This window comes from Paraburkholderia sp. JPY419 (genome assembly GCF_050435705.1).
GTDB classification, from domain to species: Bacteria; Pseudomonadota; Gammaproteobacteria; order Burkholderiales; family Burkholderiaceae; genus Paraburkholderia; species Paraburkholderia youngii.
Window position 1 is genome coordinate 621,628 of sequence record NZ_JBNDKV010000001.1, and the last position, 18,392, is coordinate 640,019.

The window sequence follows — 18,392 nt, forward strand, 5'->3', positions numbered from 1 at the left end:
GGCTGGCTGGGCCGTTAGCTCAATTGGCAGAGCAGCGGACTTTTAATCCGTTGGTTACTGGTTCGAATCCGGTACGGCCCATACGAGTTGCAGCCATATGGCGCAGACGACAGGCAATTCTCGCCTGCTTTCGAGTGCGAACTTCGTCGCGATGAAACGTCTTGCGCTCCCGGGCATCGTCCATGCTGAGTGATGTTCACGCGCGGCATCACGCGCCGTGTGACATTGCAAGGAGCAAATCATGACGACCCAGCAACAGCAGCCGAAAACGCCGAAACCTGCTGACGCCGACACGGGCAACGAAGGCACGTTCGAAACGGACATTTCCGAATCCGGCGAGGACGGCACGAGCGTGCGGCAAGCAGAAGTCAAAGAAGAAGACCTGTCCGAAGTGAAGCCATCGCAGGAAAAGGGCGGCCAATGATGAGGCGCACAGCGTCTCGCGTGTAGAACTGTCCGTCGCGCAGGGTTACGGACACTCCGCGCTGCGGGCGCGTTTCCTATACTGCCCTCGTCCTCCGCTTGGACTCCAGGGGACAGCGTTCTCAGACGTGCTTGTGGCGACCATGCCGGTTGAAGGCTGGTCGCACTTTTTTACGCGAACGTTCCCGCGCATCACGCGATCTCGGCCTTCACGAACGTCGCCATGAAGGTGCGGGTCGTGCCGTCGGGAAACAGCACCGCGACCTGTTCGTCGGTTGAAAACACCACATGGCCCGAGCCGTATTTGCGCACGCGGACTGCATCGCCTCGGCCGAAGCGCGCTTTCCTGCTGTCGTGGCGCGGCGGCCGTCTATCGTCGGCGGCGGCTCGTTGCGCTTCTAGCGTCGCCGCCAGCGGGTTCAGGCAGTTGTCGCAAGTGCCGCAGCGCTCGAATCCCTGCGCATCGCCGAAATATTCGAGCATCACCCGCCATCGGCAGCCGCCGGTTTGCGCGTAGTCGATGATCTGCTGGAGTGCGTCGCGATCGCGCGTCGCGAGCTGCGCATACCGTTCGACCGCGGCCTCGATCGCGCTGTCCTCGGCGCCATCGCGGCCATGCTCGGGGCCACGCTCGCGTAGCCGATACCGCTGCAGCCGGCTGCGCAATACGTGCCCCGAGTCGGTCAGCATCTTCAGCGCCACGGCGAGCTTGTTGCGGCCCACGTCCGGCACCGCGTCGAGCAGCTCGCGCGCCGTCACGCCAGGACCGGGCGCTTTCGCGCGCTGCGCGAGCGCGTCGCAGATCCGCCGCAGCAGCGCAGCATCGGGATAGCGGCCCAGCGCGAGAAACTGCTGCACCCGCCGATCGTTCAGGTCGAACAGCAGCTCGCAGCGCGCGACCTTGCCGTCGCGTCCCGCGCGTCCGCTTTCCTGGTAATACGCATCGATGCTGCCGGGAATCTGGTAATGGACGACGAAGCGGATGTCGGGAATATCGACGCCCATCCCGAACGCGTTGGTTGCGATCATCACGCGCACGTCGCCCGACATGAAACGCTCCTGCGCATCGTGCCGCTCGCGCGCCGGCATACGGCCGTGATAGCAGGCGGCGGCAACTTCCCAGCTGCGCACCGTTGCCGCGAGTTGTTCGGCTTCGCGCACGGTCGCCGTGTAGACGATGCCTCGGCCGGCTTCGCTCGCGAGCAGCGTGCGCAACGCGGCCGTCTTCGCCTCTCTCGCGCGCGTCGATGCACGCTGTCGTCCCCCACCCACCGACACCTGCGTCACTCGATAGTGAAGGTTGTCGCGATACACGCCGGTGTTCACGATGCGCGGCTCGTGAAGGCCGAGCGAACGCACGATGTCCTCGCGGATGTCGGGCGTCGCCGTCGCGGTCAGCGCGAGGATCGGCGGCTTGCCGAGCGCCTTGACCGCATCGACGATGCGCAGGAACGCCGGGCGAAAATCGTGGCCCCACTGCGATACGCAGTGCGCCTCATCGACGACCACGAGTTTGATGCGCTGGCGCGAGCCCGCCTGCAATGCGTGGATCAGCTCTGGCCGGGTCAACTGCTCGGGCGTGACGAACACGATGCCGCGGCGTATGTCGCGCAACGCTTCGTAAGTCTCGCGCAGCTCAGCAGCCGGCACCGCGCTATTGATCCGCCAGGCGTCGATGCCGGCCTCGCACAGCTTGTCGAACTGGTCTTTCATCAACGCGATCAGCGGCGACACGACGAGCGTCCAACCGTCGAGGTGCAACGCCGGCAACTGGTAGCACAGCGATTTGCCGGCCCCCGTCGGCATCACGGCGAGCGTGTCGCGCTGTTCGAGCACGCTGCGGACGATGTCCCGTTGGCCCGGGCGCAGCCGGCTGATACCGAACACCTCGCGCAGCGTCCTGCGCATCGCGTTCAGACGGGCAGACGTGTCGCGCGTGGTGTCGGTGTCAGTCATGAAGATCGGGTTCGCCGGTTGGCCTGGGGGGGGCAGCTAGTCAGCCAGCGACGTAGCAACCACCGTACCTCGACGGGGCGACGCGGGCGGGATCGCGCCGTGCTCGTACCTCCTGACGTGAGTTGCGCAATCCACGGACCGTGCGGCAGATCGGAACGAGCCGCGCGACCAGTGGCTCGGTATGGGGTTTGCTCGACGGGAGAACCTGGTCGATCGCGGAGCCGCCATGAATGACCGCACAACGGATTCCCCTTCCGACGAAGCGGAACTCGTCGCTGCACGCGGAACCACGAGAACACCGGGCAGTCGCGCGGTCGGACAGGATCTGACGGACGCTAACGCCATCGAGCATCGGAGGTGAATGATGAAGGCAGTGGTATTTCACGGGATCGGCGATATCCGGCTCGACAACGTGCCGGACCCGCAACTGCAGCAGCCGAGCGACGCGCTCGTACGACTCACGTCGAGCGCGATTTGCGGCACGGACCTGCATATGGTGCGCGGCACGCTCGGCGAGATGGAGCCCGGTACGATCCTCGGGCACGAGGGGCTCGGCATCGTCGAGGAAGTGGGGCGCTCGGTGCGCAATCTGCGCCAGGGCGATCGCGTGCTGATCCCGTCAACAATCTCGTGCGGCTTCTGCTCGTATTGCCGCGCCGGTTATACCGCCCAATGCGATACCGCGAATCCGCACGGGCCGGCGGCCGGCACCGCATTTTTCGGCGGTCCCAAATCGACTGGGCCGTTTCAGGGTTTGCAGGCACAGTTCGCGCGCGCGCCGCTCGCGAACGCGAGCCTGATCCGGTTGCCCGACGAGATCGACGACGACCGCGCAATCATGCTGTCGGATATTTTTCCGACCGGCTATTTCGGCGCACAACTGGCGGGCATTCGTACCGGCGATACGGTCGCGGTGTTCGGCGCGGGACCCGTCGGTCAATTCGCGATCGCAAGCGCGAAGCTGATGGGCGCGGGCCGGGTGTTGGTGGTCGATCGCGTTGCTTCCCGGCTCGACATGGCGTGCGCACAAGGGGCCGAAGTGATCAACTTCGACGACGAAGACCCGGTCGACATGATCCTGCAACTGACCGGCGGCATCGGCGTGGATCGCGTGATCGATGCGGTCGGCGTCGATGCGGTGCGCGCGGAGCACGGACCCGCCGCACAGAAAGCGAAGGACCAGCAGAAGCTGTTCGATCAGGAGGTCAGGGAGATCGCGCCGCAGACCAGGCCCGACGGGGACAACTGGCAGCCCGGGAGTGGCCCGTCGCAAGTATTGCAGTGGGCGGTGCGCGCCGTCGCCAAGGCGGGCACGGTGGCGATCATCGGTGTATATCCGCCGACCGATCGGGTGTTTCCGATCGGCGAGGCGATGAACCGCAACCTGGTGCTACGGATGGGCAACTGCAACCATCGCGCGGTGACGCCGCGGTTGATCGAACTCGTACGCAACGGCACGTTCGATCCGCTCGCGGTGTTGACCCAGCGCGAGCCGCTAGTCGATGCAATCGCGGCGTACCGCGAGTTCGACCGGCGGGAGCCTGGCTGGATCAAGGTGAAGCTGGTGCCCTGACTGGCTCACTGCCGTGAGAAACCCGGCTCAACTGATTCTCCGTCGCAGGACCGTCGATATCGCTGGACCATCAGACTCATGGCTCCTCGAAGACCGGCCACGGCGCGGGCGTCGTCGCATACGGCAGCATGGTCGAACAGGTGGAGGACAGCTCGCAATACCTGACCGACGAGGACCTGCATGCGATCGCGCATTACCTGCAGTCGCTGCCCGCCCAGCAGCCGTCGGGCACCTATACGGGCGGCGCCGATCCCGCGCGTTCGAGTGTGAACGGCAGCCGCGTGGCCGACGCGCTGAGCGTCGGCTTCAACGTCTACCGGTCGTTCTGCGCGAGTTGCCATCACGCGGACGGACGCGGCGTGCCGAACGCGTTTCCCGCGCTCGCCGGCAACCCGTCGGTAATCGCGGAAAATACGACCTCGCTGATCCGGCTGCTGATCGAAGGCGGCAACAGTCCGACGACCGAAAGCGGCCCGCCACGTCAGTCGATGCCGGCGTTCGCGACGACCCTCGCCGACGTCGAGATCGCCCAGGTGTTGACGTACATCCGCGGCGCCTGGGGCAACAATGCGCAGCCCGTCACCGCCAACGACGTCGCGACGTTGCGCAGCGAATTGCACAAATAGACGGAAGCCGCGCGCGGATCATTCATTAACCGACGCGCTGATATGCGCGATCAACGGATAGTGATCCGACGCGATTCGCGAAAGCGCCGTGCGATGCACGACGACACGCAACAGCCGTTCGCCCGGATGCACCCAGATGCGGTCCAGCGCGAACAGCGGAAAGCGCGTAGGAAACGTACGCAGCGCGGTCGCGCGATGGAAGTGTGTGACGAGCCGCCTGAGCGTACGGCCGTAGACGAACCACTCATTCAGATCGCCGAGCAGGATGACGGGCAGCGCGGGCGTGTCGAAGCTCTGCAACACCTGCTCCACTTGCGCGCGCCGTTCGCTGGAGGCAAGGCCGAGATGCGTCGCTACCACGCGCCACAGTTCGCCGTTGCAATCGATATCGGCGTCCAGCGCGCCGCGCGGCTCGCGGCTTCTGAAAGACAGGTCTAGCGTACGCACCGCGCGCACCGGATAGCGCGTCAGCACGGCGTTGCCATAGCGTCGCGCGGGCGTGTCGAAGGTTGCTCCGGGGACGGCGTCCAGGCCCGTCATGCGTTGCAGAACTGCAAGCACGTCGGGCGAACTCGCACCGCCCAATGGCACTTCCTGCAGCGCGAGAATATCCGCATCGATTTCAGCGAGCACATCGCCAATGCGTTCCGGCGCGAACTTGCCGTCGATCCCCACCGCGCCATGCAGGTTGTAAGTCCCGATGCGCAGTTCGCGTTCGCGCGCAAGCGTCATGCGCGGCCGTTCGATGCCAGGGTCGTGCATCAGTGTCATGAGCTGGCCTCGTCCTGACATCGTGATGACGTTTTGCCCGATGTATCGCGAGGCATCCCGCTGTGGTCGCGCAAACGCTGCGCGCGTTCGGCTTCATCGCTCGCGCGCGGCTTGTCAGCATCGCTCGGGGCGCCTTCGTGCGCATCGCTCCCGCGCGATCTGCCGAGAAAACGCTGCAACAGCACCGACAATCCGATCAGCACCGCGCCAATGCCGATCAGCACGGCGAACGAGCCGGCCGTCGGGCGCCGCAACGAAGCGACCAACTGATGCGCGAATGCAACCGTCAGGAAGATGCCCGGACCCATGCCGAGCATCGTGCCGATGATGAAGTCGCGCATGCGCACGTGTGATGCACCCGCAACGAGATTGACGATGGCGAACGGTGCGACCGGCAGGAGCCGCAACACGACGACCGCGACGATTCCGCGCTTAGCCACACGCTCCGACAGCCGGTTCACGCGTGCGCCCGCGAGTTTGCGGACCGCATCGCGCCCGAGCCGGTGGCCTATCCAGAACGACGTCGCGGCGGCCACGGTGGTGCCGATGAACGCATACAGGCCGCCCCACGCCGCGCCGAACACGACTCCCATCGTCGCGATCAGCAAGGTCACGGGGGCGGCGACGACGGCCGCGGCGACATAGGCGAGCACGATCCACAGCGGCGCAAGCGGCAGCGCCTCGATCTGCCGCGTCGCATTCGCGAACGATTTCAGGTTGACGTAGCTGGCGAGCGGCGACCAGTGCCACGCCGCCGCGAGCCCGACGACCAGCAACGCGAGCACGCCGAGCAACGCATATCGTCCAATCAGCGGCCGCGCTTTCTCGGCGGGCACGAGCTGATCGATGAGCTCGTTCGCGGCGATGGGTGTTTCGGGATCGATGAGCGCATCGGGCGGAATCAGTCGATCGAGCTCGGCTGAGACCTGCGGATCGAGATCGGCGAGCGTTCGATGCTTCGCGCGATCGCGCTGCAACGCATGAATCGCCGCTGTCACGCTGCCGCGCGCATCGCGCTCGCGCACGAAGTCCGCGACTTCGCAGCCGAGATGCTCGGCGAGCAAGGTGTCGCGCATCTTCGCGATCGCACGGCGGATGCGTGCATCGGCACCCGCATCGATCGACACATTGCACTCGCTGTCGAGCACCATCGAGCGATTGTTCAGGTTCGCGGAACCGACGATCAGCAATTCGTCGTCGACGATCATCAGCTTGCTGTGCACGTTGACGATGGATTCGCCCAGGCCGGGCACGTCGGGACTCAGCAGGCGATAACGGCCGTACTGGTCCGCATCCTTGAGAATGCCGTGCAGGCGCGCACGCAGCACGCCCATCGTCACTTTCTGCAGCCAGCCGGTCTGATTGCGAGGCACGACGATCGTCAGCTCCGGACCATCCTCCCGCGCGAGCGATTCGCTCAGCGCCGCGCCAATCGATGCCGACGTGAAGTACTGGTTCTCGATATAAATGCTGCGGCGCGCACGCGCGATGGCATCGAGATACTGGGTGCGGATTTGCTGCTTACTTTCGCGGCCCAGGTATGCGGGCTCCGTGAGCGAGATGGCAATGTCGACATTTTCCAAATCGACGCTGCGCGACGGCGGCCACGGGTCCTGCGTCGGCGGCACGGGTTGCGCGTGGATTGCGTGCTTTCTCTTGCACGCGCGTGCCCACCGCTCGCGCGCGAGCATGCCGATTTCGCGTGCGGCCTCGCCATCGAACATCGAATGGACATCGTGAGACGGCTGATACGGCGCGCCGTTTGCATCACGGCGCAGAGGATTATCGGCCTGATGCTGTTGCGTGTCCCAGCGCGACCGCGTGAGATCGAGACCGCCGACGAACGCTAGACAATCATCAATTACGACGATTTTCTGGTGGTGCGAGCCGCCCAACGGATGCTTGCCGTCCATCTGAAACGCGATGCGCCGGTGCGTGCGCCAACCCATCCTGAACACCGGTAGCCATTCGCGTTCGAACGCGTAGAGCATCGCGAAGTCCCACGGGAGAATGTAGACGCGCAGCAGGCGCTTTTGCGCGGAGACTGCGTGCAGAAAATCGCCGAGCGCTTCAGGAAAGCCATCGTTCGAACCTTCGGGCGTCAGCTTCATGCGGCTGTCGATATCCCAGCCGAGGATGAACACCGTGCGCTCTGCACGCGTGATCGCCTCGCGCAGCACGCGAAAATAATCGGCTCCGTCGATCAGCAGGGTGAAGCGATTCGCATGACGCACGCTCGCGCAGTTGCGTCCCGGCTCGAAGAACGATTCATTCATGACAAGTTCGCGGTCACATTGCGGAAACGATGCGCAAGATGCGTGCCGCGGCGTCCATCAGCCGCGCTTTCGATACCTGAAAGTATCGAGTCTCGCCCGGGATTCGGGACACATCGTGCGGAACGCGGGTATCGACATGGCAGCTCGAGAACATACCGAGCTTCGCCAGTTCTGCATCCACGCGCAACCGGTCCCCGCGGACAGGCTTGCCCAGCCTGATAGCCAAAGCAGACGACGAACGCCGCGAACGGCAACGCTTTGTGTTTGAGCTATTTGGTCGCAACGATGCCCGCAGGGCGGTGCCCGGTCTAGCGACCGTGATTCACCAGAATGCACACGGGACTTTTGCGTTTGGCGATCGCGGCGGCATAGTCCTCGGAGAACGCCCGCTGCGCGAAGCAAGGCGCCGAGCTCGCGAGCAGGGCATCGACCTGCGCATATTGTTTGTTGAACACCCATGGCCGGCGTGCGAGCGTGCGGTCGTCGAGCCAGTAGGGACTCCAGTCTCGGGTCGTCTCGATGACCTCGCGCGCGAATTCCGGCCCGTACTCTAGCGCGCCCTCGATAACAACATCGATATACGACTCGACGAGCGGGAATTTCGCGTCAGGCACCGGAAGCCCTTCTCCCGGCGCTTTGCCCTGGGCCTTCGGCACGTAGACCCAGACAGTTCCCTGCGTCGGCAGCGGCTGCCACGACACCGCCTCGATAAGCGCCCGCGGCACCTCGACGCGCACGTATCCCTTCTCGCGCTCGTCGAACGCGGACATGTCGTTGCCGGCAACGGGATAGATCACTCCATTGATCGTCATCGGCGTCTCGCCCTCGAACGGACGCCGCAGGCCGAGCGCCGTGAACCCGGAGGATGCGCGGTCGCTCCAGCTGCGCACATAGCCGAACGCCGCCGAGACGCGCACCGGAATCGCCGCAACCGGCTTGCCGGCCGTGGCGGCACGCGATGGCGTGTTGATGAGCGATCCGTAGCCGAAAATGAACTGCGTCGGCTGATCGGGAAGACGCGTTCCCCAGAAGTCGGTGGTCTGCGCTAGCGCTGCCGAGCCAAGCAGCGCTAGCGCTACAACGAATCCTCGAATCTTTGTCATCGCCGACATCGTCATATCTCCGTCCAATGCGTTACCGCAGATGATCGCTTCAGCCAGGGCGGCCCCGGCAAAACGCGCGCGCCTGGCCTCAGGGTCGTGCAACCGGATTTCCGAGCCAACTGAAATCGAAACTGGCGGCAGGACCGACGCACGGAGCGATTCTAAGTCGAAAGCGTCCGGTGCGAGCCGGCACGTACAATCCGGTAGATCCGGACAGGTGACGCGCAACGGAAGATCTTTCGACAATGACAGGAAAGGACAGACCCGATGCCGAATTCTGAGCGCACGCGGCTGACTGCGCTGATCGACTCTGTCTGGCGCATCGCGTTTCGCCTCGGATTTCCGCTCGCCCGCGGGTGGTGGCACTTGCGCCGGCCTCGCCATGAGGGCGCGCTAGTCGCTATCTACGTCGGCCAGTCGCTGTTGCTGCTGAAGTCATCGTACCGTGCCGAATGGGGGTTCCCGGGCGGCAGCGTCCGGGCCGGTGAAACACCTGCTGCCGCGGCGCTGCGCGAGATGGCCGAGGAGATCGGGCTCGCGTTTCACCCGTTACTCCCGGCAGGCAGCGCAGCCGGCGAGTGGGATGGGCGAAGGGACCGGGTGCATTTCTTCGAAATGCGCATCGATCACTTACCCGAACTGCGGCTGGATCATCGCGAGATCGTCGCCGTGCATCTGGCGTCGCCGCAGGAATTGCCCGGCTTCGCGGTGACGGGCGCGGTCGCTGCGTATCTCCGCAGGGATGTGCGCCGCTAGCCGAGCCGCCCGGCGCGCGGTCGGTGTGACGCCGGACCCCGCGCGATGCGCGTTGCGCGACCATCGCGGGGCCATGGCCGGTAACGCGTCATCCGATGTGTGCGAGCACGATCAGCGTCAGCGTGACGACGATAGCGCCGCCGATTCGCGTGGCGATCTGCGCGAAGGGCATCAGTTGCATCCGGTTCGCCGCGGTCAGGATCGCGACGTCTCCTGTGCCGCCCTGGCCGCTATGGCATGCATTCACGATCGCCGTGTCGATCGGGTAGAGCTTGAGCCGGCGCGCAACCAGAAAGCCGGTGCCCATCAGTGTCGCCACGGTCGCGACGATCGTCACGAGATTGGCCAACGTGAACGCGGCGATCAGCTTGTCCCATGGGGTCATGGCGACGCCGATCGCGAACAGCAGCGGATATGTCACCGCGGTCGAAAAGAACTTGTAGACGACGAATGCGCCTTCCTGCAACTGCGGCGAGACCGCACGCGCCAGCTTGACCAGCACCGCGAGGAAGAGCATGGCAACCGGTGCGGGCAGACCGAACAGGTTGCGGCACATCAAGCCAAGCAGGTACAGCGTGATCGCCGTGATGCCGGCCGCCGCGATATGCGTCACATCGATATGACCGCGAATCTCCTCCTCTTCAGGATCCATTTCGTCTGTCTCTCCGGGCTGCAGGCGCCCCTCGCCGGTGAGATGGGGAAAGCGCTTGCCGAGCATGTCGAGTGCGCCGGCGAGCACGATGGCGGTGAGGCTGCCGAGCATCACCGGCGGCAACACTTGTGCAAACAGCTCGCCCTGCGGCAGATGCATGATTTCCGAATAGCCCACCGACAGCGGAATGGCGCCTTCACCGACACCCCCCGCCATGATCGGCACGACGATATACAGCAGCGTATGACGCACGCCGAGTCCGAATGCCGAGCCGACCGCGATACCGACGATGCATGCGGCCAGCGAACCCAGTGCGAGCGGCACGAAGATCTTCAGAAAGCCCTTGATCAGCACGCGCCGGTCCATGCTGAGAATACTGCCGACGATGATCGACGCGATGAACAGATAAAGGAAATTGCTCTGCTTCGTGAACTCGGTCGTGAGGCCGAGAATTGGCTTGGGCAACAGGTGATAGTAAGTCAGTGCGGAAGGCACGAACGTCGCGCAGATCGCGGCCGCGCCGATATTGCGCAGAAGCGGCAGGCGCTTGCCAAGTTCCGCGCAGGTGAAGCCGAAGAACGCCAGCACGGCGATCGCCATTGAAATCTCACCCGGGATCTTGCCCGTCACCGCGAACCCGGTAATTAGCGCGAGCAGAATGAAATAGACCGGCAGCGGGATGATGCCGATTCTGTATTCCATCAGCTTCCACCAGCCTTCGGGCCAGAATCGAGTGACGTTGTCGGGCCGCTGCGCGGCCGCCGCCGGTGAGTGCTTCGGCGTAGGTGAGGTGATGGACAAAATACGACTCCTTGATTTGATGCCGGGAATGTATGCCGGCGTCGCGTTTCTATAAGGTCGAAGTGGTATCCGATGAGTGAGCGGAACCGGAATGACAAAAAGCCCCAGGCTGAAAGGCGCACGCGCGCTTACCCAGGCAATACGCCGTGCCGGATCGAACAACGGATCAACTCGGAATTATTTGCAATGCAGAGCTTCTGCATCGTCCGCGTCTTGGGTTTGATGATGTCTTCGCGGTGAGAAGACTGCCGAAGCTTGCTCCCGGGCGGTCGCGTCATCAACGCTGAGCCACACCTGTCCGTCGCACCGCGCGCAAATGGCCAGCTTCCTCGCATGCGACGCGTCCGGACGAACTACGCTCCCGCGGTATCCGCATGCTGCGCATGCGTAGGTGAAACGTACTCCAGTGAGTGTCTCCATCAGCCTTGTCTGCCGCTGAGGTTGCGGATCTCGCCCGGGCTTATCGTCCAGCGCGCGGCAGATATCGACCATCAGGTCGTTGTCGCTGGCGAAGCGCATCACAAAATCAAATCCGTCCGGACAGATACGTCGCAATTCGTTCGAGATACGTAGGCATTTGATGTCCTGCTCCATGACCGGCATCGCGAGCCGTGTGCTGGCTATAGGGTTGCCTGCGCAGCGTTCGCCTACGAACAGTGCAACGACTCCCGCGAGGCGCTCGGCCCAGTCGCCTGGCCGGAAGAGCTTGCGCTGCGACGTCACGCCGCGGATCAGGTGGTGTTCGATGCCATCGTTAGTCATGTTGCGGCTATCGCGGCATGCGCGTCGTCAGGTAGCAGGTGTAAGCATTGTGATTGCGTGGGCTCATCCAGCATCGCGTTCCGGCGTTGAAAGCACGATGGAGTCCCCGCAATCGAAGATGCAATTCTAGGAGCGCGGAACCTTCTGAACGCTTTCAGCCACTGCACGTTCCGATGGGGGTTTTCCATGAGCAAATCCGCAGGCCATTTCATGGAAATCCCCTAAATGCAGGTCCTGACCGTGAAAGCCGGGAGAAGGGTTGCCGCTCCGACAATCCCGCCACCGACGCAATCGAAGTTAAGTCTGTCTCGTCATTGCGGTGGCTTCCAGCCTGTTGTTCAGCCTTGCCTCGCAGCACGCGGCAGCCGCGGAGAGCGGCAGATCACGATCATGGTGGGCAGTGTCACGAAGCTCACCTGGAGTTGGGCAAGAACGTATACGAACGAGTTAGTGAGCTCGAAAGAGGTCGAGGGCGTCCTCGCCGTATCACAAGAGGAATCCGAATAATCGGTGCAAGCGTCGTCGTGTATATCAGTAGAGCCACTGTGTTGCATAAATGACACGGGAAAGGAACGTGAAGGATTGGGATGACTAGCATGGCCAGCATTCGCATACCGAACCGGTTGCAGGGACCTTGAGACGCACGCAGCCGTTTGCAGGGAAAACACAATTTCAACGCAGTAGTCTGAGGAGACATCTTGAAGGCGAAATATCTTTCGCTGGCCGTCGCGGTCAGCGCACTCGGGGCAAGCGGCGCGCACGCGCAGTCGAGCGTGCAGCTTTATGGGCTGATGGATCTGAGCGTGCCGACTTACCAGTCCCACGCGGATGCCAACGGGAATCACGTCATCGGCATGGGCATTGGGGGAGAGCCGTGGTTTAGCGGCAGCCGCTGGGGCCTGAGGGGCGCCGAAGACATTGGCGGCGGTTCGAAGATCATCTTCCGACTGGAGAGCGAATTCGTTGTCGCCAATGGCCAGATGGAAGATCCGGGGCAGATCTTTGACCGCGATGCGTGGGTCGGTATCGAGAACGACACGTTCGGCAAAATTACGGCAGGCTTTCAGAACACCATTGCGCGCGATGCTTCGGCGATCTATGGCGATCCGTATGGCAATGCGCGGCTGACGACGGAAGAGGGCGGCTGGACGAACGCCAACAACTTCAAACAGATGATTTTCTACGCGGCCAGCGCGACCGGCACGCGTTATGAAAACGGCGTCGCGTGGAAGAAGCTGTTCGACAATGGCATCTTTGCGAGTGCAGGTTACGCGTTCGGCAACCAGACGAGTTTCGGCACCAATGCGAATTACCAGGTTGCACTGGGCTATAACGGCGGCCCGTTCAGCGCGTCGGGCTTCTATAGCCACGTGAACCGCGAAGGCAACACGAACCAGTCGTTCTCGGTCGGCGGCAACTATGTGTTTGGAATTCTGCGTGCCAACGCCGGCTACTTCCGTTATCTCGGCAATCAGGGCGCGCTGGGTCAGCGTCAGGATAACGCGTGGACCGTGTCGCTCAAGCTGTCGCCGAAGGGTCCGCTCGATTACCAGCTCGGCTATCAGCAGATGCGCGTGAAGAATGCCGCGTATAACACCGACGGTGATATTCCGAATGCGAACATCGGCGCATTCGACCCAACCTCGGGCTTGCACGACGGTTGGAAGGAAACGCTGTATTGGTCCGCGTTTTATCACCTGTCCAAGCGCACTGAAGTCTATCTGGCCGGCGACTATATGAGGCTGCATGGCGGCTATACGGTCGGCAGCACGTTCGGCGCGACCAACCAGCTCGAACTGACCACGGGTGTGCGTACCCGATTCTGATCGGGAACACAGCCTCGCAGGGCATCCGTTTCAACGATGTTCTCCAGCGTGCGGTCGCGGACTTTTCCGCGGCCGCTTTTTCGTTTCAGCAGGCGAGGGAGAGGCATGTTCAGCAATACGTCTATCAGAACCGCGCTTACCGTGACCATCGCCGGCTACACAGCCGCGTTGATGTTCGTGATCGCGATATCCGTCGCCGGTTTGAAGACCACGAACGAGGCGCTCGAGAAGATGTACACCGAACAGACCGTTGCGATGCGCCACCTCGCCGCGAGCGGCGAGGCGCTTCTGAACGTGCGCGTCGATCTCGGCGCCTACGAAACGCTCGTGGCACAGGGAAAGCCCACTGATGCGGTGCTCGCTCGCGTCCATGCCGGGCTTGCGGACAGCGATCGCGAACTGGCGGCCTATTTCGCGCAGCCTGCGTCGGACGACGACGAGAAGGCGCTGACCGACACGCTGCGCGCAAAGCGCGAGCAGTTGCTGAAACAGGTGCTTCTACCTGAAGTCACGGCGCTCGACCAGAACGATTTCATCACCTTCCGGAGCACGGAACGGCAGGCGCCCGATGCGGTGTTCAGCGACTATAAGCATGCCGAATCTGCGCTCGAAAACTTCCAGATGAGGCACGAGGAAGCCCGCTTTACCTCGGCCCAACAGCACTTTCGTTTACTGTGCTGGGTGTTCGCCGCAATCGGGCTGGTCGCCCTGGTGCTTGGCGTCTGCACGCGCTTCATGGTGAAAGCAGCGATTCTTCGACCTATCGACGCGGTAATCGAGCACTTCGAACGAATCGCGGCCGGCGACCTCACGGGACAGACCGGCGGCGTGCACGCCAACGAAATGGGGCGCCTGATGGCCGCGCTGGCCCGCATGCAGCAGAGTCTCGTTGCCGCGGTCAGTCAGGTTCGTTTCGGCACGGCGGCAATCGCACAGGGTGTGCGAGAGATCGCGAGCGGCAATGCCGATCTGTCGGCGCGCACCGAACAGCAGGCGGCGACGCTGGAGGAGACGGCCGCGAGCATGGAGGAATTGACGGCGACGGTCAGACAGAACGCCGACAACGCGCGCGAGGCCAATACGCTCGCTGAAAACGCGTCGCGAACCGCGGCACGTGGCGGCGAAGTGGTCGATCAGGTGATCGACCTGATCGCCGACATGTCGTCGGGCTCGAACCGGATCGTCGACATTATCGGCGCGATCGAAGGTATCGCCTTTCAGACCAACATACTTGCACTAAATGCCGCCGTGGAAGCCGCGCGAGCCGGCGACGAAGGACGAGGATTCGCCGTGGTGGCGGGTGAAGTGCGTGCGTTGGCGCAGCGCTCGGCGGCCGCGGCGAAAGAGATCAGGGAACTGATCGTCAGTTCGGTGGCGAAGGTCGAGAATGGGTCCGAACTGGCGATACGCGCCGGCGCGACCATGTCGGAGATCGTTGGTGCTGCGCGCAACGTGACCCGTATCGTGAGCGAAATCAGCGTGGCTTCGGAAGAACAGTCACGGGGCATCGACCAGATCAGCCGCGCGGTCACGCACATGGACAAGGCGACTCAGCAGAATGCCGCGCTCGTCGAGCAGGCTGCGGCTGCCGCGGCATCGCTCGAGGAGCAGGCGGCCGCGCTCGACGGCGCGGTCGCGGTGTTCCGGATGAGCGAGCCGCTCGTGTCTTCCGGCGAGCCAAGCGGGAAGCGGCCGGAGCGGGTTGCCGCACTTTCGCCCGCGTGCGCATGACGATGCGCACGCTATCGCAGCGCAACCTGTGCGGTAATTGAAGATCCAACTGCACGACAGTGACGTGCGTGGAGGTGCAACATGGACACTCGAGCGATGCTGCGCCGCATTGCGACCGGTTTGCTTGCCGGCATGGTTCTCTTTGGCTTAAGTGGTTGCAATGCGTTGAGCGGGCCGCCCGCGCCAGAATGGCCGGGCCCTCACGCACCGTATCCGTTCCCCGGCGATGTCCCGCATCGAACGCAGTGATGACGAGCACAGCCAACCTCGGCGCTTGCCTGTCAATGCCCGAGGCCGGGAAACGCAATCCAGTACGGCGGCAGTGTGTTGATATGCGACGAGCCCGCTTTCAGCCCACAGCGGGCATTCGTGAATTGCCTCAGAATACAAGCCGATGAAGCAACTCCACGTTTTGTAAAACCACATTTCACTGAGGCTACCAATGGTTGATTGGTCTGCTATCGCGATCGTCTTTTCCCTGTATGCGGCGGCTGTCGTCATACCCGGGCCGAACTTCGTCGCAGTCACTCACAAGGCGGTCGCCGGCAGACGCTCCGATGCGCTCGCGCTTGTCGCCGGGATCGTGATGGTGAATCTGTTCTGGGCGACTTGTGCCATCCCTTGGTATCGGAATGGTGTTCGCTATTTTCCCGTGGCTCGCTGTCGGCGTTAGGCTTGCTGGCGCGGCCTATCTGATCTGGTTCGGGCTGCGGCTCGTTGTGTCGGCACGGGCAACCCCCTCGGGAGCGCGTCACCCAACGAAGGCGCCTCTGTTTCGTGCCGCGTTCCTGCAAGGTATCGCGACAAATATCGCGAACCCGAAGTCCATCGCCTTTTATGCGGCGGTCTTTTCCTCAGCGGTGCCCACCCACGTTTCCATGCCGACGTTCTTCGCGATGCTTGCTACTGTCGGTGCATCAGCGACGTGCTGGTACGGAGCAGTCGCGCTCGTTCTATCGCACACGGTGATCGCGACGGCGTATCGTCGCGCGAAGGCATGGATCGACCTCACCTGTGGAGGGCTCATGATTGCGCTGGGAATCCGGCAGGCATTTCGTTGACAAAGTGCCCGGCGCAGCCCATCTGAACGGCCGCTTTGCGTGTGGGCGAGCGTCCCTGCTATGCGGCTCGCTGCGCTTCGAGCAATTGCGGATAATTGCCCGCGACCTCGCGGAAGATGTCGCTGATCGACTGCCCGCCTGGATCAAGACGGCCGTCGGCTTCCCATGCATCGAACGCGTCGAAGATCTTGTGCTTCAGGAAGTGCCGCCACACAACCGGCACACCGGCCAGGATTTCCGTAAACACCGCGTAGCGCTCGCGCGTCCAGCGCGCTTCATAGGCGGTGCGCGCCGCGCCGTAATCGAAGTGCGCGGCCGGCGTGCGCGGCGCGTTCGCCTGGAGTTCGGTGCGCCGCGCAGCGGTCGCTTCCATATCTAGTTCGCCCGCGCGCAGTACGACGCCGTAGAGCGCCAGCGCATCCGCTTCGCTCAGATAGCCGCGCGTCACGTCGGTCGCGACCATCCGCGGATCGCGCTCGTACGGGTTGCCATAACCGCCGCCGCCGCAGCCTTCCAGGCGGATCACGTCGCCTGGGTCGCACACGACCAGATCGGTCACGCCAAGGTTCTCTTCCTGCACGGTGCCCGGGTTGCGCGTGAAGCGCGACGTCGATCCCGCCTTGCCGCCGAGCACGCCCCACGACGCGAAGCGTGAGCGGTCGCGATTGCGCGCGGTCACCAGCGTGCCCGGCGAGAACACGCGGAACTCCATCACGGTGCCGAGTCCGCCGCGATAGCGTCCCGCGCCCGCGCTGCCCGGCACCATGCCGTACTTCAGGATGCGGATGGGCACCTCGGCTTCGTTGATCTCGACCGGCGTGTTGCGCAGGAACGCGACGTTGGCGCCTGACGCGTCCGAGCCATCGCCGTTGATCATGCCGCCCGCGCCGCCGCCGACCGGACCGATTGCCGCGATCACGGTGCGTCCGTCGCTATCGAGGGTGCGCACGTTCAGAATCGACATGCCGCCGGCCGGGCACGCGGGCAGCCGGTCCGGACAGACCATCGAGAACGCGCCGAACGTGACGTTCTGCGCGACCTTGCAGGTCAGACTGCGCATGCCGACCGCCGCGGGCGGTAGGCAGTTCATGATCGTGCCTTCCGGCAGCACACAGCGCGCGACCTTCAGCATGCCCGCATTGAGCAGCAGATCCGGGTGCAGCGAATACAGCACGTAATTGAGCCCGACGAGCGCGAGCACGTGCCGCTCCTTGCCACCGGTCGGCATGTTCAGCGACGAATTGAGCTGCGGGTCGCTGCCGGTGAAATCGAGCACCAGCGATTCCCCTTGCACTTTCAGATTCAGCGCGACGCGCAGCGGCTTGCCGTTGACCGCATCCTCGTCGGCGTACTCGGCGAAGAAGTATTCGCCATCCGGCATGCCGGCGACGATCGCCCGCGCCTGCTCTTCCGAGTAGTCGATCATCGCGTGCATGCCGGCCTTGAAATCGTCGATGCCGAAGCGTTCGATGATTTCGAGCACACGCCGCTCGCCGGTCATCAGCATCGCGATTTGCGCCTTCAGGTCGCCGCGATTCTGCTCGGCGGCGCGGACGTTGATCGCCATATGGTCGAGGAGCGTCTCGTCGAGCACGCCCGCGCGCACGATCCTGGTCGGCGCCCAGCGAATGCCTTCCTGATAGATCTCGGTCAGCGTGCGCGACAGCGACGCGGGCACCGCGCCACCCATGTCGGTGTTGTGGATGTGCCCGCCGACGTAGCAGACGATCTCGCCGTTGTAGAACACCGGCTTCCACATCATCACGTCGGGAGTGTGCGTGGCGACGTAACCGCTGTACGCGTCGTTGGTCATGCCGATGTCGCCCGGCTCGTAGTGATCGATCGCCTCGATCACCGAGCCGAAGTCGAGGCCCGGATACCAGGTCGCGCCGAGCGTTTTAGGCGACGCGAACGTGAGCCCCGCGGGCGTCATGATCGTGCAGGAGAAATCTTCGGTTTCCTTGACGAAAGCCGAGTGCGCGGTGCGCATCAGTGTGTGGGCCATGCTTTCCGCGGCCGCGACGCAGTAATTGGCGAAGATCTGTAGAACGGATCGATTGAATGTCATGGTCTAG

General features: G+C 63.5%; 11 protein-coding genes, 1 tRNA gene and 3 pseudogenes. 8 read left to right on the plus strand and 7 right to left on the minus strand.

All coding sequences use genetic code 11. The features are described from left to right. Positions 1 to 8: 8 nt before the first annotated feature. Positions 9 to 81: transfer RNA gene (locus QFZ91_RS02920), tRNA-Lys, on the plus strand. A gap of 160 nt (positions 82 to 241) precedes the next feature. Next, on the plus strand, positions 242 to 424 hold the full coding sequence (locus QFZ91_RS02925) for a hypothetical protein (protein ID WP_176381805.1): 183 nt from the start codon (positions 242 to 244) through the stop codon (positions 422 to 424). A 191-nt stretch (positions 425 to 615) separates the two neighbouring features. Here the strand turns inward: QFZ91_RS02925 and QFZ91_RS02930 are convergent, their stop codons facing one another. Further along, a complete protein-coding gene (locus tag QFZ91_RS02930) occupies positions 616 to 2,379 on the minus strand; it encodes a RecQ family ATP-dependent DNA helicase (RefSeq protein ID WP_429566185.1) in 1,764 nt (587 codons plus the stop codon). 364 nt (positions 2,380 to 2,743) lie between these two features. Between QFZ91_RS02930 and QFZ91_RS02935 the strand changes: the two genes are divergently transcribed. Both QFZ91_RS02935 and QFZ91_RS02940 read left to right on the plus strand, forming a co-directional pair. Next, the gene (locus QFZ91_RS02935; RefSeq protein WP_429566640.1) at positions 2,744 to 3,952 is read left to right on the plus strand and encodes a zinc-dependent alcohol dehydrogenase; all 1,209 of its coding nucleotides are present in this window, start codon (positions 2,744 to 2,746) and stop codon (positions 3,950 to 3,952) included. Between the two features lie 89 nt (positions 3,953 to 4,041). After that, a pseudogene (locus QFZ91_RS02940) lies at positions 4,042 to 4,578 on the plus strand (c-type cytochrome); the annotation flags it as partial. Positions 4,579 to 4,596: 18 nt separating this feature from the next. Here QFZ91_RS02940 and QFZ91_RS02945 read toward each other — a convergent pair. The 3 genes from QFZ91_RS02945 to QFZ91_RS02955 all read right to left on the minus strand — a co-directional run bounded on the left by QFZ91_RS02945 (position 4,597) and on the right by QFZ91_RS02955 (position 8,737). Continuing rightward, a complete protein-coding gene (locus QFZ91_RS02945; RefSeq protein ID WP_176381809.1) occupies positions 4,597 to 5,349 on the minus strand; it encodes an endonuclease/exonuclease/phosphatase family protein in 753 nt (250 codons plus the stop codon). Continuing rightward, the gene (locus QFZ91_RS02950) at positions 5,346 to 7,625 is read right to left on the minus strand and encodes a VTT domain-containing protein (RefSeq protein WP_429566186.1); all 2,280 of its coding nucleotides are present in this window, start codon (positions 7,623 to 7,625) and stop codon (positions 5,346 to 5,348) included. The genes QFZ91_RS02945 and QFZ91_RS02950 overlap by 4 nt, the downstream gene beginning before the upstream one ends. A gap of 308 nt (positions 7,626 to 7,933) precedes the next feature. Beyond that, the gene (locus tag QFZ91_RS02955; protein WP_429566187.1) at positions 7,934 to 8,737 is read right to left on the minus strand and encodes a gamma-glutamylcyclotransferase family protein; all 804 of its coding nucleotides are present in this window, start codon (positions 8,735 to 8,737) and stop codon (positions 7,934 to 7,936) included. Between the two features lie 258 nt (positions 8,738 to 8,995). Here QFZ91_RS02955 and QFZ91_RS02960 point away from each other — a divergent pair, with 258 nt between their 5' ends. Further along, the gene (locus tag QFZ91_RS02960) at positions 8,996 to 9,484 is read left to right on the plus strand and encodes an NUDIX domain-containing protein (RefSeq protein WP_429566188.1); all 489 of its coding nucleotides are present in this window, start codon (positions 8,996 to 8,998) and stop codon (positions 9,482 to 9,484) included. An 88-nt stretch (positions 9,485 to 9,572) separates the two neighbouring features. Here QFZ91_RS02960 and QFZ91_RS02965 read toward each other — a convergent pair whose 3' ends face one another. Together QFZ91_RS02965 and QFZ91_RS02970 are read right to left on the minus strand one after the other, a co-directional pair. Further along, complete coding sequence (locus QFZ91_RS02965; RefSeq protein WP_368716475.1) at positions 9,573 to 10,931, minus strand: 2-hydroxycarboxylate transporter family protein; 1,359 nt, start codon at positions 10,929 to 10,931, stop codon at positions 9,573 to 9,575. Between the two features lie 486 nt (positions 10,932 to 11,417). After that, positions 11,418 to 11,699: pseudogene (locus QFZ91_RS02970) on the minus strand (DUF3579 domain-containing protein); the annotation flags it as partial. Positions 11,700 to 12,397: 698 nt separating this feature from the next. Between QFZ91_RS02970 and QFZ91_RS02975 the strand changes: the two are divergent. The 3 genes and pseudogenes from QFZ91_RS02975 (at position 12,398) to QFZ91_RS02985 (ending at position 16,317) form a co-directional block, all read left to right on the plus strand. Continuing rightward, the gene (locus QFZ91_RS02975; RefSeq protein WP_429566189.1) at positions 12,398 to 13,525 is read left to right on the plus strand and encodes a porin; all 1,128 of its coding nucleotides are present in this window, start codon (positions 12,398 to 12,400) and stop codon (positions 13,523 to 13,525) included. A 105-nt stretch (positions 13,526 to 13,630) separates the two neighbouring features. Next, positions 13,631 to 15,256, plus strand: coding sequence for a methyl-accepting chemotaxis protein (locus QFZ91_RS02980; protein WP_429566190.1), 1,626 nt, complete (start codon positions 13,631 to 13,633; stop codon positions 15,254 to 15,256). 442 nt (positions 15,257 to 15,698) lie between these two features. Continuing rightward, positions 15,699 to 16,317, plus strand: a pseudogene (locus QFZ91_RS02985) (LysE family translocator). Positions 16,318 to 16,375: 58 nt separating this feature from the next. Here the strand turns inward: QFZ91_RS02985 and QFZ91_RS02990 are convergent. Next, positions 16,376 to 18,385 (minus strand): hydantoinase B/oxoprolinase family protein, encoded by a 2,010-nt coding sequence (locus tag QFZ91_RS02990; protein ID WP_429566191.1) that lies wholly within the window; start codon positions 18,383 to 18,385, stop codon positions 16,376 to 16,378. Positions 18,386 to 18,392 lie beyond the last annotated feature (7 nt).

Excerpts from the sequence above, each read along its gene's own strand:
- QFZ91_RS02925 (WP_176381805.1), top strand. The coding sequence starts at position 242 with ATGACGACCCAGCAACAGCAGCCGAAAACGCCGAAACCTGCTGACGCC.
- QFZ91_RS02930 (WP_429566185.1), bottom strand. The coding sequence starts at position 2,379 with ATGACTGACACCGACACCACGCGCGACACGTCTGCCCGTCTGAACGCG.
- QFZ91_RS02935 (WP_429566640.1), top strand. The coding sequence starts at position 2,744 with ATGAAGGCAGTGGTATTTCACGGGATCGGCGATATCCGGCTCGACAAC.
- QFZ91_RS02945 (WP_176381809.1), bottom strand. The coding sequence starts at position 5,349 with ATGACACTGATGCACGACCCTGGCATCGAACGGCCGCGCATGACGCTT.
- QFZ91_RS02950 (WP_429566186.1), bottom strand. The coding sequence starts at position 7,625 with ATGAATGAATCGTTCTTCGAGCCGGGACGCAACTGCGCGAGCGTGCGT.
- QFZ91_RS02955 (WP_429566187.1), bottom strand. The coding sequence starts at position 8,737 with ATGTCGGCGATGACAAAGATTCGAGGATTCGTTGTAGCGCTAGCGCTG.
- QFZ91_RS02960 (WP_429566188.1), top strand. The coding sequence starts at position 8,996 with ATGCCGAATTCTGAGCGCACGCGGCTGACTGCGCTGATCGACTCTGTC.
- QFZ91_RS02980 (WP_429566190.1), top strand. The coding sequence starts at position 13,631 with ATGTTCAGCAATACGTCTATCAGAACCGCGCTTACCGTGACCATCGCC.
- QFZ91_RS02990 (WP_429566191.1), bottom strand. The coding sequence starts at position 18,385 with ATGACATTCAATCGATCCGTTCTACAGATCTTCGCCAATTACTGCGTC.